This is a genomic window from Phenylobacterium sp. (assembly GCF_030645195.1).
Lineage (GTDB): Bacteria > Pseudomonadota > Alphaproteobacteria > Caulobacterales > Caulobacteraceae > Phenylobacterium.
The window spans coordinates 1-13,460 of record NZ_JAUSLW010000199.1 but is presented as its reverse complement, the minus strand read 5'-3'; the positions used below and the strand labels follow the sequence as shown (position 1 = coordinate 13,460).

Sequence of the window (13,460 nt, the reverse complement as noted above, 5' to 3'; positions counted from 1 at the left end):
GATCTGCGACTTGAGGATGGCCGAAATTTCGGCGGCGCGGATATCCATGTCTTCTTACGCTCTCTTCAGGGCGAACTTGAGGGAATCGAGCTTCGAACGAAGTGAAGCATCGAACAGTCGCGAGCCGACCCGCACCTTGATGCCGCCCAGGATGGACGGATCGACACGGGTCTCGATTTCAGGGTCCTTGCCAAGCGCGGTGCGCAGCGAGGCTGCGACGCCCTTGGCCTGGGCCGCGGTCAGGGCGACCGCGGTGGTGACGGTGGCCGCGACGACGCCGCGGGCCTTGGCCGAGAGTCCCTCGAAGGCCTCGATCGCCGCCGGCAGCGCCGCGAGGCGGCCGTTGGCGGCCATCAGGCCCAGGAACTTCTTGGTCGTGGAATTGAACTTGGCCTTGGCGGCCAGGGCGGCGACGGCGCGGCCCTTGTCCTCGGCGCTGAAGGCCGGAGAGGCCAGCAGGGTGCGGAAGTCCTTGGAGTCGGCGCGCATCTTCTTCAGCGCCTTCAGGTCGGCCTCGACGGCCGCCAGGTTCCTGTCTTCGGTCGCGAGATCGAAGAGGGCCTGAGCATATCTACCGCCCACATTCGAAGTCCTGGAATCGTCCGCCACTTATATGTCCGCCCGTGCGTGTCGAAAGTCGCGAATAAGGTGTCCCTCACCGCGGCCTAAAGGCTTGAAAGCGCTTGGAAAAGCACATTGGCCGTCGAGACCTGAGTAGCCCCCTGGCCCGAAGCCGCGCGCCTGATAGCACGCGACTTTCCAGGCCGCAACCAAACCGGACCCTCTAGAGCCCGATGCGCTCATTTAACCTGCTCCGCCGGGGCCGCGTCCCTGCGGAACACCGCCGAACCGCTGGCCGCCAGAACGCCGTTCTCGCTCAGCAGGCGGGCGTGGGCGAAGACCAGGGTGCGGGTGGCCCGGTCGACCCAGGCCTCCACGGTGACGGGATCGCCGGCGGCGACGCTCCGCCCATAGTCGAGGGTGAGCGAGACCGGCTCGGCGCCGGGCCCCGCGGCCTGGGCCAGCAAAGGCTCCAGCAGCGCGGCCGAGCCGGCGGGACCGGCCGGGAAGGCGGTCTCTTGTCTGAGGGTGTCGGTCATGTGCGCGCCCTTCTAGAGCGCGTCAGGGCGAAGTGGAAGCCGGTTCGCCCGCCCGACGCGCTCAATATTCTTTGGGTTTGGAGCCCTTCTGAATGGGTCAGATGAATTCATCTGACCCATTCAGAAGGGCTCCGGGGGGGGGGGCAGCGCAAAAGAAAAGGGCGCCGAGGCATCTCCGGCGCCCTCAAGTTCAGGCTCGACATGAATCTGGAGCGGCTGGGAGGCTGCGCCGGGAGCCTTCGGGCGCCCGAGGGCGCCTGGTCTGGGCGACGCGGGACGGGCTTAAGAGCCCCCCGTCCCGCGTCGTAGGGACTTAGCGGTTGGCCAGCTGGGTGGGCGAGGCGGCCACGGCGTTGCAGGCGCCCAGCTTGTCGGCGTCCAGGGTCTTGCCGCCGATGCCGAAGGAGGCCACCGCTCCGACGTTCTTGGCCACGCTCTTGCAGGTCGACGCGGCGAAGGTCTGGGAGGAGGGGGCCGAGGCGACGCAGGCGTCGGCCTCGCAGAGGAAGACCGCGCCGCCGGCGATGAACTTGGCCTTGGCGGCCAGGGGGGCCTGGAGCTTGACGGTGACCGGTTCGGCCGCGAAGGCGGCGCCGGCGAAGGACAGGGTGACGAGGGCCGCGCAGGCGGCCGAAAGGGTTTGGAGCTTCATAGGAGCCCTCCAGGGTTTCGGGGAGAAAACAGATCCCCGGAGGGAACCTGGCCGTTCAGGCCGTGGATCGCCGCAGGTATCCCCACCCTTGGCGCGCCCCGAACTAAGCATCGCTAAGATAACACTGTTAAGATCTCCGGCAATCGCTTTTTTCGCAACCCCGCTATGCGGTTTTGCAGAGGTCTGGGTCGGGGCCGCGAAAGCGCCCCATTCACACCCCGTCAATCTTGTCGCGTGTTTGGTGCGCCTGAGCTATCAGTCGGCCGGACGGGGCGACGAATTTAGGACTTCATACCCTATGGCCAATGCGCAGTCGCCAGGTCCCCGCCGGGCCCCTCGCACCCCTGCCCAGGCGGTTCTCTACTGGAGCACTGTGATCGGGGTCTGGGGCCTGATCTTCCTGGTGGCCTTCTTCGCGGTCTTCGCCGTCGACCTGCCCGACACCTCCAAGCTCTACGACGTCAAGCGCCAGCCCTCGATCTCCTATCTGGACCGGTCGGGCGCGCTCGTGGCCGTGCGCGGCAGCCAGTACGCGCCCCCCGTCGACCTCGACAAGCTGCCGCCCTACGTGCCCAAGGCCTTCATCGCCATCGAGGACCGCTGGTTCTACTGGCACTGGGGTTTCAACCCCTGGGGCATCATCCGCTCCACCCTTTATAATGTGACCCACCACGGCGGGCCGCTGCGGGGCGGCTCGACCATCACCCAGCAGCTGGCGCGCAACCTCTTCCTCACCGCCAACCAGACCTATCGCCGCAAGGCCCAGGAACTGATCCTGGCGGTCTGGCTGGAGGCCAAGTTCACCAAGAAGGAGATTCTCTCCCTCTATCTGAACCGGGTCTATTTCGGCGCCGGGGCCTATGGCATCGAGGCCGCCGCCCAGCGCTACTTCAACAAGCCCGCCTCCCAGCTGACCATCGGCGAGAGCGCCCTGCTGGCGGGGATGATGAAGGGTCCCTCGCGCTATTCGCCGGTCTCGGCCACCGACCGGGCGGCCCGGCGCGCCACCATCGTGCTCGACGAGATGGTGCGCAACCACGCCATCACGCCCGAGCAGCGGGCGCAGGCCTTCAAGACTCCCGTTCGCGTCAACCCGGTGCTCGCCAACCAGCGGGCCCAGTACTTCACCGACTGGGTGGACGATCAGGTCCGCTCCCTGGTGGGGGAACCCACCGAGGACCTGGTGGTGGAGACCACCCTGGACCTGCCGATCCAGACCGCGGCCGAGCAGGCCCTGCGCCGCGGGGTCGAAAGCGCCAAGGCCCAGGGCGTCGGCCAGGGCGCGCTCGTCGCCATCGACGGCGAGGGCCGCATCCGCGCCTATGTGGGCGGCTCCTCCTACGCCGACAGCCAGTTCGACCGCGCCACCATGGCCCAGCGCCAGGCCGGCTCCTCCTTCAAGCCCTTCGTCTATCTCACCGCCATGGAGCAGGGCCGCACCCCGGCCACGCCGGTGGTGGACGAGCCCCTGAAGATCGGGACCTGGGAGCCGAAGAACTATACGGGCCGTTTCCTAGGGCCGATGAGCCTGCAGACGGCGCTCGCCCAGTCCATCAACACCGTGGCCGCCCGCCTGGCCAACGAGGTCGGCACCGGCAATGTGGCCGCCACCGCGCGCCGGCTGGGGATCACCTCCCACATCCAGCTCGACCCCTCCATGGCGCTCGGCGCCGTCGAGGTCAGCCCCATGGAGATGGCCCAGGCCTACGCCCCCTTCTCCAACGGCGGCTTCCTGGCCAAGGGTTACGGCATCGAGCGGATCCGCACCGCCAGCGGCAAGGTCCTCTACGATCACAGCGTCGACAAGGGCGAGCGCCGGGCGGTGATCGGCTCGCCCGCCCTGCAGTACATGAACCAGATGATGCGCCAGGTGATCACCAGCGGCACCGGGACCAAGGCCCGCGTCACGGGCTTCGACATCGCCGGCAAGACGGGCACCACCAGCGACTACCGCGACGCCTGGTTCGTCGGCTACACTGGCGGCTTCGTCACCGCCGTCTGGGTGGGTCGCGACGACAACACCCCCATGAAGAAGGTCACCGGCGGCGGCGCCCCGGCCGGCATCTGGCGCGACTTCATGACCGCGGCCCTGCCGCGCCTCAAGACCCAGGCCATCCCGGGCGGCGTCGTGGCGCCGCCGGCGGTGGAGGCCCCGCCCTCCGATCCCATCGGCGACCTGCTGTCGGGCAATGGCCCGGCCGCCAAGGCCGAGGCCCCGGCCGAGAGGGCGCCGGCGGAAGACATTCCGTTCTAGGGGCCAAGATGGGCTGAGGGATCGATAGGCCTGCCGAGCTAACCCATCACGTCATCCCGGCCGCAGCGAAGCGGAGAGCCGGGACCCAAGGGCCCAGCCCCGTCACCTGGGTCCCGGATCGGCCTATCGGCCGCCCGGGATGACGGGGTTTGTGTGACGAACGAAGGCATAGGGCGAAACCAGGACCCCTAAGCCCCAAACGCGTGCAGCGCCGCGCCCTGCGCCCGCAGCCAGGCGCGGTGCGGACGCTCGTCCCCCACCAGGGCCTTCACATGCCCCCAGAAGCGGGGCCCGTGGTTGAGCTCCAGCAGGTGGGCGCATTCGTGGGCCACGACATAGTCGGCCACCTCGAAGGGGGCGAGCGCCAGGCGCCAGCTGTAGCGGATCGAGGCGGGCTTGCCCGGCAGGCCGGGGCGGCAGGAGCCCCAGCGGCCGCGGGCGTCCATCACGGTCACCGCCGGCATCTTCGCCCCCAGCCGCTCGCAGTAGTGGGCCGTGCGCTCGGCGAAGACCGTCAGGGCGTGCTTCCTCAGCATCCGCACAACGGCCCGGGAATAGGTCTCCCCCTCGCCGCGGGCGGCGATGCGGGCGGGCTCGGTTTCGCTGGCCGGGAAGTGGCGCACCGGATGGGCGGCGGCCTCCAGTCGGCAGGGCTGGCCGAACAGGGTGATGGTGATCCCCGGCGCGATGGACTGGCCCTGGGGCAGTTCGGCCAGGCGGGCGGCGATCCAGGCGGCCCGCTCGGTGGCGAAGGCCGCGGCCTCGGGCAGGCGGCGCACCGAGGGGGCGGTGGCCACCACCTCGCGCCGGGTGCGGTCCAGCCGCAGGGAGACGCGGCGGGCGCGGCTGTGGACTTTCAGGCGGACGACGGCGCCGGCCACGTCCAGCCGGTCGCCATCGGCCAGGGGGCGGCCGAACAGGGACATGGCCCCTATCTAAGCTGCTTTCCCGCGAACGGGAGGCCTCTCTTGACGCTATGCGGCGTTGGCGGCGTCGCGGGCCTTTTCGAACCCGGCTTCGGACTTGCGGATGAAGGCCCGCACCCGGGGATAGATCTCCTCGCGGAACCGGCGGCCGTTGAACACGCCATAGTGGCCCACATGGGGTTGGACGTAGTCCTGCTTGAATTCGTCGGGCAGGCCCGAGCAGAGGGTGTGGGCGGCCTGGGTCTGGCCGATGCCGGAGATGTCGTCGTTTTCGCCCTCGACCGTCAGCAGGCCGATGTCGGTGATCTTGGAAGGCTGCACCGGCCGGCCACGATGGGCGAGTTCGCCCTTGGGCAGCAGATAGGACTGGAACACGTAGTCCACCGTCTGGAGATAGAACTCCTCGGGCAGGTCGAGGACCGACAGGTACTCGTCGTAGAATTCCAGATGCTTCTCGGCGGCGTCGCCGTCGCCCTTCATCAGGTCTTCCAGGTACTGCTTGTGGGCGTCCTGGTGCTTCTCGGCGTTCATGGACATGAAGCTGTAGAGCTGCACGAAGCCCGGATAGACCCGGCGGCCCAGCCCCGGATAGGGGGCCGGCACGCTGTCGATCATGTTGGACTTGAACCAGGCGAAGGGCTTCTCCTCCGCCAGCTTGTTGGTGACGGTCGGCGACAGCCGCGCGTCGATGGGCGAGCCCATGAAGGTCATGGTGCCGGGGCGGCTCTCCTCCTCGTCCTCGGCCATCAGGGCCGCGGCGGCGAGCACGGCCGGGCCGGGCTGGCAGACGGCCACGACGTGCGGGCGCGGGCCCAGCAGGCGCAGCATCTCGCGCACATGGTCCAGATAGTCGTGGAAGTCGAAGCGGCCGGCGTGCAGGGGCACGTCGCGGGCGTTGGACCAGTCGGTGATGAACACCTCGTGGTCCTGCAGGAAGGCCTCCACCGTGCCGCGCAGCAGGGTGGCGTAGTGGCCCGACAGGGGGGCGACGATCAGCACCGCCGGCTCCAACTCGCGATGCCCGGCCTTGCGCATGTCGGCCATGTTGCGGCTGAAGTGGGTGAGCTTCACCCAGGGGCTGGACCAGACCTCGGTCTGGGTGACCCGGACCAGCTTGCCGTCGATCTCGACGGAATCGATGTTCCAGGCCGGGCGGCCGTAGCGGCGGGTCAGGTTGGCGAACAGGTCGGCGCCGGCGAACAGCCGCCGTCCCAGGTCGCTGTCCTTGGCCGGATTGAGCGGCGACGACCAGAAGTTCCGCGACATCCGCGCGGCGAACCGCAGGGGCGTGGAGGCGTAATAACCAGCTTCGTACAGGGTATAGAGCATACGCGATGGTCCCGTTGTGCAATGCAGCATGCACGCTGAGGCTTAAGAGAGTCCACCCCTCTTTGGTTGCAGCCTGCGGCGTGGGGACGCGGTGGAGCTTCCGCCCTCCCCTTTATGGGGAGGGAGGATCGCGAAGCGATCGGGGTGGGGGAGTCTGGCGGGTATTCCCCACCCGTCCGGCGTTCCGCCGTCCTCCCTCCCCATGAAGCGGAGGGAGGGCTCAGCCCTCGCGCATCGCCGCCGAAACCTGGGTCACAACCTCGTCGGGGCCGATGCCGAACGGGATCACCCGGTCGAAGGCGCCCTTGGGGTTCATCAGGTAGCTCGGGGTGGAGTGGTTGATCAGGTAGTCGGCGCCCTCCCCGGACTTCTCATAGAACACCCGGTAGGCCTTGGCCGCGGCGGCCACCTGGGCCGGGGTCCCGGTCAGGCCGATGGTCCCCTTGGGAAAGGCGTCGTTGGAGAGATAGTTGGCCATCTGGGCCGGGGTGTCGCGCTCGGGATCCACCGAGACGAAGACGAACTGCACGTCGCGGGCCTTGGGGCCGAGCCGCTCCTGGGCCTGGGCCATCACCTGCAGGGTGGTGGGGCAGACGTCGGGGCAATAGGTGAAGCCGAAGAAGACCACGCTCCACTTGCCCTTCAGGATCTGCTCGCTGACGGGCTTGCCGGTCTGGTCCGTCAGCTGGAAGGGACCGCCGACCTGGGCGGTCGGCTTGGGCTGGAACATCCCCGAGGAGACGGCGAAGGCCCCGACCAGGATCACGGCCAGGAGGACGGCGGCGATCACGATGAGGTTGCGGCGGGGCATGGGTGAACCTTTTGTCTCGTCAGGGCGCGCGATCTGCACGATGCTTCCCCGGCGATGGCGTCAGTAAACACCACGACGCCGTCGGGGCCAGCATCGGGCCTCGATAGGCAAACCCAGGCTCCGGCGCAAGGCGAGCTCGCCTGGGACATGCGCGGGGCCGGCCACGGGCGGTTGCGCATGCGCACCCTCGTCACCCTGCGCTGGACCCTCATCCTCGGCGAGGTGTCGATCCTGCTGGTGGGCGGTCTGCTGCTGGGCTTCCGCGCGCCCTTCGCCCTCTGTTTCGGCCTGATCGGCGCCGCGGCCTGGATCAACCTGCTCACCGGGGTCGCCTCCCCGGGCCAGAGGATGATCGCCGACTGGGAGGCCACCGCCCAGCTGGCCTTCGACATCGCCCAGATCAGCATCCTGCTCTACCTGACCGGCGGGGCGGCCAACCCCTTCGTCCTCATGCTGATCGCCCCGGTGACCCTGGCGGCCGCCACCCTGCCGCTACAGCCCCTGCTGATCCTGGGCGGGGCGGCGGTGGGCGCCTCCATCGCGCTGGCCTTCTTCCACATGCCCCTGCCCATGGCCCATGGCGGCGCCATGGACCTGCCGATGAGTTTCATGCTGGGCGCCGCGGGGGCCAATGTCGCCGGCATCGCGGTGATCGCCGGCAGCGTCCGCCAGGCGGCGGCCGAATCCACCCGCATGGCGCTGGCCCTCGACGTCACCCAGACGGTGCTGTCGCGGGAGCAGCGGCTTTCGGCCCTGGGGGCCTTGGCCGCCGCCGCGGCCCACGAGCTGGGCACGCCGCTGGCCACCATCGCCATCGTCGCCAAGGAGATGGTCCGCGAGGCCGCCTCGCCCCAGGTCAAGGAGGACGCCGAGCTGCTGGTGGCCCAGGCGGCCCGCTGCCGCGAGATCCTGCGCCGGCTCACCGACGCCCCGGCCGAGGCCTCCGACGAGGTCCACGAACGGATGAGCCTGCTGCAGCTGGTCCATGAGGTGATCGAACCCCACGCCGGGGTGAAGGGGGTCCGGGTCGAGGCCATCGTCACCGGCGCGGCGGGCGTCGCCTCCCCCGACATCTGGCGCATGCCCGAAGTGCTGCACGCGCTTACCTCCTTCGTGGAGAACGCCGTCGACTTCGCGACGTCCGAGGTGCTGATCACCGCCCGCTTCGACGCGGGCAGCGTGTCGATGGAGGTGCGCGACGACGGTCCGGGCTTCGCGCCCGAAGTGCTGGCCAAGCTGGGGGAGCCCTATGTCACCACCCGTCCGGGGGCGGAGGGATCGCGCACCGGGCATATCGGCATGGGGCTGGGATTCTTCATCGCCAAGACCCTGTTGGAACGAACCGGGGCCGTGGTGACTTTCCAGAACGGGCGCCCCCGTGGCGCGGTGGTTTCCGCGCGCTGGCCGCGCGCCCGAATCGAGGCGCCGACCAGCTGAGGATCTGCGGGATTGTTCTTGCGCGGCGCAACCAAGCCGCGACATGATGCCGCAGAGAGCGAAGAAGACGAACACGAATATCCGGGGTTGCGTAATGACCGATCTCTCCGCCGACATCGCCGCCCTCGCAGACAAGAGTCTGCTTGTCCTGGACGACGATGCGCCGCTTCGAACGCGGCTGGGGCGGGCCCTGGAACAGCGCGGCTTCGAACCTGTCCTGGTGGGCTCCGTCGCCGAGGCCCTGGCCGCGGTTCGCGCCGCGCCCCCGGCCTATGCGGTGCTCGACATGCGGCTCGAGGACGGCACCGGCCTGAAGGTGGTGGAGGCCGTCCGCGAAGCCCGCCCCGACGCCAAGGTCATCATGCTCACCGGCTACGGCAACATCGCCACGGCCGTCGCCGCGGTGAAGTCCGGGGCCATCGACTACCTCTCCAAGCCGGCCGACGCCGACGACGTGGCCCGCGCCCTGCTGGCCCGCAAGGACGAGAGCCCGCCGCCGCCGGACAATCCCATGAGCGCCGACCGGGTGCGCTGGGAGCACATCCAGCGCGTCTACGAACTCTGCGGCCACAACGTCTCGGAGACGGCGCGCCGCCTCAACATGCATCGCCGGACCCTGCAGCGCATCCTGGCCAAACGCGCCCCGCGCTAGGGGCGCCTCAGGGCTCCAGCAGCACCGCCGACCCGCCCGCCGCGCGCAGGGCCGCAAGCCGTCCGAAGGCGATGGTCAGAGCCTTGCGCCGCGCCCCGGCCAGGGGCGAGACCGGCGCCTCGCGCAGCACCGCGCCCCCGAAGGCGTCGCAGATGATCAGGCCGGGCTCGTCGGGCAGGATATCCCGGGGGAACTCCGGGGCCACGGCGAAGGCGAAGTGGTCGCAATAGGGCATGTACTCATGCCACTTGCGGTCGACCCGGAAGTCCTCCAGCCCCGACTTCACCTCGACGATCAGGATCTGGCCCTTGCGCGACAGGGCCATCAGGTCGGCGCGGCGGCCATTGGGCAGGGTCACCTCGGCCAGGGGGGCGAAGCCCAGGTCCACCAGCAGGCGCGCGGCGCCGCGGGTGACGGCGGTGGTGATCTCCGGCCGGGTGACGGTGACGATGACGTCCATGGCCAAGTCTTGTTCCGGCTTCGTTCCGGACGCAAGAGGCCGTGACGACCTAATTGCGGGCGGGCAGCGGGAATTCCAGCCGGCTGACGTCATAGCCCAGCTGTTTCACCCGGGTGATGGCCTGGGCCTTGGCCGTGGCGCTCAGCGTCGGGCGCTGGGACATCAGCCACATGTAATTGCCGTTGGGAGTGCCCAGGATCAGCCAGTCGGACCTGTGCTCCAGCACCCAGTATTCCTGGCTGAGCATGCCGCCGAAGAAGCTCATCTTGATGCGAGCGTTGGTCTTGGGGTCGATGACCTTGGCCTTGGCCTTCCACTCGGTGGCCGGCGCGGTCAGCCCGCCCTTGTGGCAGGCCTGGACCACCGCATAGGTGTCGCCGGTGCGGACCCAGTCGGAGGTCCCGCCCTGGCAATCCTTCTGGGTCTTGTTGGGCAGGCGGGCGACCTCGTACCAGCGGCCCGTCATCTTGGTCAGCTCGATCTTGTCGGCCGGCGGCGCGGGCGCGGCCACGGCGGGCGCGCCCATCAGGAGGGCGGCGGTGAGGAGCGCGGGGGCCACGATACGCATGGTCATCATCGCTAACCGTTACCTGCAGATTGTGAAACTTCAAACGCCCCCCGCGCGAACGGCGGGCGTGCGACAGGAACAGCACGAATTAGACCATTACAGGGCGTTCATCTTCGCGCTTTCGCCCCGTTCCGGCGACAAAGCGCCCCGGCGCCCGGCTCAAGGCGCCGGCAGCCGTGCCATTCTGACCTAGTCCGCCTCGGTGAGCTCGACGGTGGTGATCGGCACCCCGGCCTCGCCGAGGATCTGGGCGGCCAAATCAAAGCTCGGGCCCCAGCGCTGGTGGCGGTGCTGCGGATGGGGCAGGCGGTAGACCTGGGCGACGCCGGCCTGGATGATCAGCTTGGCGCACTCCGCACACGGGGTCAGCGTCGTGAACAGCGCCGCGCCATGCACCGAGCGGGTGGCGTTCAGCACCGCATTGACCTCGGCGTGGATCATGCGCGGCAGCTTGGCCTCGGGATCGGCCAGCAGGGCCGGGTCGTCGGGGATGCGGTCGGGAAAGCCGTTGAACCCCAGCCCCACCACCCGCTTGCGCTCGTCCACCAGCACCGCGCCGACCCCGCCCTTGGGATCCTTGGACCAGGAGGCCACTTCCAGGGCCAGGCGCAGGAACCGCCGTGACCAGGTGGGGGAGAAGGTCTGCATCGGCGGCGGGGTCCAGGCGGGGAGAGAGGCCGCTGTCTTGGAGCAGCCCCGCGCCGACGGCAAGCGCTGCGCCCGCCGGGCGACCCTGGCGATCCTTCTCCCCCTGCGGGAGAAGGTGTCGGGCGAAGGCCCGACGGATGAGGGGTCACGCTCCCCTCTCCGCGGGTCCTGCAACGCCCTAACCCGATAGCGCTATCGACCCCTCATCCGACCCTGCTCCGCAGGGCCACCTTCTCCCGCAAGGGGAGAAGGCCCCCGGAGCCACGATCCGGGCTAGCTCCCCTACTCCGCCGCGATGGTCAGGTTGGCGGCCACGCGGTCCTTGAAGTTGATCTTCTGCAGGTACTTGATCCCCTCCTCGGCGATGTCGTCGCCCACCATGCGGTCGCCCTCGGCCTTGAGCTCCTCCATATCGACATACATGCCGTAGAAGGCCCGCGTGCGGTCGGTGATGATGCCCGCGTTCAGCAGGGTCTTGATGAGCACCCGGAAGATGTTGGACGCCTCCTTCATGTCCTCGCGGCGCGCCTCGTCGGTGGCGATCAGCTGGATCTCCTCCAGCACGCGCATGGGATCCAGCCCGAACTCCTCATAGAGGGCCACCTGTTCCGACGGCGAGACCAGGTTGAACAGCACCGCCTGGAAGCAGTGGGCCGCCCAGTCCTCGACGATCTGGTGTTCGGCGGGGCTCAGCTTGGGGATGGTGCGGTCGGCCCAGATCTTCCCGAACTTGTGGTGGAAGGCCTCGTCGGTCATCACCAGCTGCATCAGCTGGCGGCCAAGCGGGTCGTTGAGCTTCTGGTAGAAGGTGGCGAAGGCGCCCATGGCCAGGCCCTCCACCAGCATCTGCATGCCGATGATCTTCTTGTAGACCTCGGGGCTGCCGATGATGTCGACGAGCAGGTCCTGCAGCACCTTGCTGCACTCGATCGGCCGGCCCCAGCGGGCCTTGATGTACTTGGCGAAGGCCGTCACGTGGCGGGCCTCCTCGCGGGTCTGGTTGGCGGCGTATTCCTGCGCGCCCTGGTCCAGCAGCACGTGGCACAGGCTGGCCGACAGGTTCAGCGCGCCCTGCTCCCCGTGCAGGATCGAGGAGAAGGAATAGAGCAGCGACTTGTTGAGGAACTGGGCCCGCAGGGCCGGGGTGTTCAGCTTCTCCTTCACATAGTCGGTCTGCAGGGCGGCCGAGAGCTCCTCGGGCATCAGGGCGTCGTTCTCCATGTCCCAGGGGGCGGAGAAGTCGATATATTTGGTGTCCAGCGGGTCCCAGAAGTGGTCGTGGGTGGCCGAGATGATCTTGTCGAAGGCCGTCGAGCGGGCGCCGTAGCGGTCGAGGTCCAGCATGGCCTCGAAGTCGTCCGGGGCCACGGCCTCGTAGATCATGTCCTTGGTGATGTTGCCGTCGGCGGCCATGGGGAGGCTCCTCCTCAGATTGGGTTGGCGGAGCTTCATCCCGAAACCACGGGTCGTCAAAGCAAAATGACACACCCGTCAGTTTTGTAATCTTGACGCCCCTCCCAACCTCTCCCTCCCCTTCATGGGGAGGGTGGACGGCGGAACGCCGGACGGGTGGGGGAGTCTTGCCGGTATTCCCCACCCCGATCGCTTCGCGATCTGCCCCTCCCCATGAAGGGGAGGGATGGCGCTAGCCCTGCCCCTTCACCCACCGCCGCACCCGCGTCTCCAGCACCGGCAGCGGCAGCGACCCCGCCCCCAGCACCAGGTCGTGGAACGCCCGCTGGTCATACCGCGCGCCCAGCGCCCCGCGCGCCTCTTCCCGCAGGGCCAGGATCCGCACCATGCCCACCTTGTAGGCGCAGGCCTGGCCCGGCATGACGAAGTAGCGGCGGATCTCCGAGGCGATCTTGCCCGCCGGCTGCGGCGAGTTGGCGGTGTAGTAGGCGGTGGCCTGCGCCTCGCTCCAGCCCTTGGCGTGGATGCCGGTGTCCACCACCAGCCGGATCGCCCGCCAGATCTCCCGGCCCAGCCGCCCGAAGTCGCTATAGGGGTCGGTATAGAAGCCTTCCTCCCGGGCCAGCCTCTCCACATAGAGCCCCCAGCCCTCGGCATAGGCGCCGTAGCCGTACTGGGTGCGGAACACCGGCAGGCCGGTCAGCTCGGCCGCGATCGAGATCTGCATATGATGCCCGGGCAGGCCCTCGTGATAGGCCGTGCCCTCGATCTCGTAGATCGGCGTCGCCCGGGTGTCGGCCAGGTGCACATAGAAGATCCCCGGCCGCGAGCCGTCCACGGCGCCGGAGCTGTAATGCGCCGCCCCGCCCGGCTCCTCGCGGAAGGCCTCCACCCGCTTGACCACCAGGTCGGCCTTGGGCAGCCGCCCGAACATCTCCGGCAGCCGCGCCTTCATGCCGGCCAGATAGCCCTCGGCCAGCTTCAGGTACTTCGCCCGGCCCGCGTCATCGTTGGAGACATAGAACCGGTCGTCGGTCCGCAGGTAGACGAAGAACGCCTCCAGCGATCCGGAGAACCCGATCTTCCCCTTCAGCGCCTCCATCTCAGCCCTAATGCGCGCCACCTCGGCGAGGCCCAGGGCATGGATCTGGTCGGCGGTCATATCCGTCGTGGTCTGCTGGCGCAGCATGGCCTGGTAGAAGGCCGCCCC

Annotated in this window: 14 protein-coding genes and 1 pseudogene; 4 read left to right on the top strand and 11 right to left on the bottom strand. The window is 68.8% G+C overall.

Annotated features, from left to right (window positions below; translation table 11 throughout):
- Positions 1-54: 54 nt before the first annotated feature.
- The 3 genes from Q7T09_RS18035 to Q7T09_RS18025 all read right to left on the bottom strand — a co-directional run bounded on the left by Q7T09_RS18035 (position 55) and on the right by Q7T09_RS18025 (position 1,752).
- Complete coding sequence (locus tag Q7T09_RS18035) at positions 55-609, bottom strand: F0F1 ATP synthase subunit delta (RefSeq protein ID WP_304701583.1); 555 nt, start codon at positions 607-609, stop codon at positions 55-57.
- Positions 610-800: 191 nt separating this feature from the next.
- A complete protein-coding gene (locus Q7T09_RS18030; RefSeq protein ID WP_304701582.1) occupies positions 801-1,100 on the bottom strand; it encodes a PaaI family thioesterase in 300 nt (99 codons plus the stop codon).
- A gap of 313 nt (positions 1,101-1,413) precedes the next feature.
- A complete protein-coding gene (locus Q7T09_RS18025) occupies positions 1,414-1,752 on the bottom strand; it encodes a hypothetical protein (protein ID WP_304701581.1) in 339 nt (112 codons plus the stop codon).
- Between the two features lie 298 nt (positions 1,753-2,050).
- Here Q7T09_RS18025 and Q7T09_RS18020 point away from each other — a divergent pair, with 298 nt between their 5' ends.
- Both Q7T09_RS18020 and Q7T09_RS20515 read left to right on the top strand, forming a co-directional pair.
- Complete coding sequence (locus Q7T09_RS18020; RefSeq protein ID WP_304701580.1) at positions 2,051-4,006, top strand: transglycosylase domain-containing protein; 1,956 nt, start codon at positions 2,051-2,053, stop codon at positions 4,004-4,006.
- Between the two features lie 52 nt (positions 4,007-4,058).
- Positions 4,059-4,163: pseudogene (locus Q7T09_RS20515) on the top strand (hypothetical protein); the annotation flags it as partial.
- Between the two features lie 31 nt (positions 4,164-4,194).
- On the opposite strand, the gene Q7T09_RS18015 reads toward Q7T09_RS20515, so the two are convergent.
- The 3 genes from Q7T09_RS18015 to Q7T09_RS18005 all read right to left on the bottom strand — a co-directional run bounded on the left by Q7T09_RS18015 (position 4,195) and on the right by Q7T09_RS18005 (position 7,072).
- The gene (locus Q7T09_RS18015) at positions 4,195-4,932 is read right to left on the bottom strand and encodes a M48 family metallopeptidase (RefSeq protein WP_304701579.1); all 738 of its coding nucleotides are present in this window, start codon (positions 4,930-4,932) and stop codon (positions 4,195-4,197) included.
- Between the two features lie 48 nt (positions 4,933-4,980).
- Positions 4,981-6,261: a polyhydroxyalkanoate depolymerase gene (locus Q7T09_RS18010; protein ID WP_304701578.1), complete on the bottom strand. Its 1,281-nt coding sequence runs from the start codon at positions 6,259-6,261 to the stop codon at positions 4,981-4,983.
- Between the two features lie 220 nt (positions 6,262-6,481).
- Positions 6,482-7,072 (bottom strand): SCO family protein, encoded by a 591-nt coding sequence (locus Q7T09_RS18005; RefSeq protein ID WP_304701577.1) that lies wholly within the window; start codon positions 7,070-7,072, stop codon positions 6,482-6,484.
- A 54-nt stretch (positions 7,073-7,126) separates the two neighbouring features.
- On the opposite strand from Q7T09_RS18005, the gene Q7T09_RS18000 reads away from it, so the two are divergent.
- Positions 7,127-8,509 (top strand): ActS/PrrB/RegB family redox-sensitive histidine kinase, encoded by a 1,383-nt coding sequence (locus Q7T09_RS18000; RefSeq protein WP_370689280.1) that lies wholly within the window; start codon positions 7,127-7,129, stop codon positions 8,507-8,509.
- A gap of 94 nt (positions 8,510-8,603) precedes the next feature.
- The gene (locus Q7T09_RS17995) at positions 8,604-9,161 is read left to right on the top strand and encodes an ActR/PrrA/RegA family redox response regulator transcription factor (protein ID WP_304701576.1); all 558 of its coding nucleotides are present in this window, start codon (positions 8,604-8,606) and stop codon (positions 9,159-9,161) included.
- A gap of 7 nt (positions 9,162-9,168) precedes the next feature.
- On the opposite strand, the gene mmcB is transcribed toward Q7T09_RS17995, so the two are convergent.
- From mmcB to Q7T09_RS17970, 5 genes are all read right to left on the bottom strand, one after another.
- Entirely contained in the window at positions 9,169-9,621 is a 453-nt protein-coding gene (mmcB, locus tag Q7T09_RS17990; RefSeq protein WP_304701575.1) for a DNA repair putative endonuclease MmcB, read from the bottom strand.
- 49 nt (positions 9,622-9,670) lie between these two features.
- Positions 9,671-10,189, bottom strand: a complete 519-nt coding sequence (locus Q7T09_RS17985; protein WP_304701574.1) for a lipocalin family protein — start codon at positions 10,187-10,189, stop codon at positions 9,671-9,673.
- A gap of 189 nt (positions 10,190-10,378) precedes the next feature.
- Entirely contained in the window at positions 10,379-10,837 is a 459-nt protein-coding gene (locus tag Q7T09_RS17980) for a deaminase (protein WP_304701573.1), read from the bottom strand.
- Between the two features lie 282 nt (positions 10,838-11,119).
- Positions 11,120-12,250 (bottom strand): ferritin-like domain-containing protein, encoded by a 1,131-nt coding sequence (locus tag Q7T09_RS17975; RefSeq protein WP_304701572.1) that lies wholly within the window; start codon positions 12,248-12,250, stop codon positions 11,120-11,122.
- 232 nt (positions 12,251-12,482) lie between these two features.
- Positions 12,483-13,460: DUF885 family protein (locus tag Q7T09_RS17970; protein WP_304701571.1), on the bottom strand; the 978-nt coding region annotated here is incomplete at its 5' end.

Excerpts from the sequence above, each read along its gene's own strand:
- Q7T09_RS18030 (WP_304701582.1), bottom strand. The coding sequence starts at position 1,100 with ATGACCGACACCCTCAGACAAGAGACCGCCTTCCCGGCCGGTCCCGCC.
- Q7T09_RS18025 (WP_304701581.1), bottom strand. The coding sequence starts at position 1,752 with ATGAAGCTCCAAACCCTTTCGGCCGCCTGCGCGGCCCTCGTCACCCTG.
- Q7T09_RS18020 (WP_304701580.1), top strand. The coding sequence starts at position 2,051 with ATGGCCAATGCGCAGTCGCCAGGTCCCCGCCGGGCCCCTCGCACCCCT.
- Q7T09_RS18015 (WP_304701579.1), bottom strand. The coding sequence starts at position 4,932 with ATGTCCCTGTTCGGCCGCCCCCTGGCCGATGGCGACCGGCTGGACGTG.
- Q7T09_RS18010 (WP_304701578.1), bottom strand. The coding sequence starts at position 6,261 with ATGCTCTATACCCTGTACGAAGCTGGTTATTACGCCTCCACGCCCCTG.
- Q7T09_RS18005 (WP_304701577.1), bottom strand. The coding sequence starts at position 7,072 with ATGCCCCGCCGCAACCTCATCGTGATCGCCGCCGTCCTCCTGGCCGTG.
- Q7T09_RS18000 (WP_370689280.1), top strand. The coding sequence starts at position 7,127 with ATGGCGTCAGTAAACACCACGACGCCGTCGGGGCCAGCATCGGGCCTC.
- Q7T09_RS17995 (WP_304701576.1), top strand. The coding sequence starts at position 8,604 with ATGACCGATCTCTCCGCCGACATCGCCGCCCTCGCAGACAAGAGTCTG.
- mmcB (WP_304701575.1), bottom strand. The coding sequence starts at position 9,621 with ATGGACGTCATCGTCACCGTCACCCGGCCGGAGATCACCACCGCCGTC.
- Q7T09_RS17985 (WP_304701574.1), bottom strand. The coding sequence starts at position 10,189 with ATGCGTATCGTGGCCCCCGCGCTCCTCACCGCCGCCCTCCTGATGGGC.
- Q7T09_RS17980 (WP_304701573.1), bottom strand. The coding sequence starts at position 10,837 with ATGCAGACCTTCTCCCCCACCTGGTCACGGCGGTTCCTGCGCCTGGCC.
- Q7T09_RS17975 (WP_304701572.1), bottom strand. The coding sequence starts at position 12,250 with ATGGCCGCCGACGGCAACATCACCAAGGACATGATCTACGAGGCCGTG.